The following is a 496-nucleotide window of genomic DNA, read 5'->3' on the forward strand; positions in this document are numbered from 1 at the left end:
GCAGTGAAGTACGACAACGCGGTGACAAAAGACAAAGTCACTTTAGGTGGCGGAGCAGCAGGTACCACGATCACCAATGTGAAAGATGGCGCACTGAATGCCAGCTCAACAGATGCAGTGAATGGTCGCCAACTCTACGCAACCAACCAAAACGTTGCACAAAACACCACAAGTATCAATGCACTCACCACGACGGTGAACAACCAAGGTACACAAATCAGCAGCAATACCACAGACATTAGCACCTTAAAAGGCGGTTTTACCCTACAAACGAATGGTGTGAATGCAGGCGCAATCAAAGCAGGCGATACCGTTGATATCGGTGTTGCAGACCCAACAGATACAAACCTTACTGCAACCAAGACCGGTAAAGACATCGCATTTGCTTTAAGCCAAGACTTGAGCTTGACCAGTGTGACCACAGGCAACACGGTTATTAACAATGCCGGACTTACAGCGGACAAAGTCACAGTAGGCAACGTTGTTATTGACAAAA

Annotated in this window: 1 pseudogene; it reads left to right on the forward strand. The window is 47.4% G+C overall.

The annotated features are described in order from the left end of the window. Positions 1–496: pseudogene (locus MMP60_RS15825) on the forward strand (hypothetical protein); the annotation flags it as partial.

It is taken from the genome of Acinetobacter sp. ANC 4805 (assembly GCF_022549495.1).
GTDB lineage: Bacteria > Pseudomonadota > Gammaproteobacteria > Pseudomonadales > Moraxellaceae > Acinetobacter.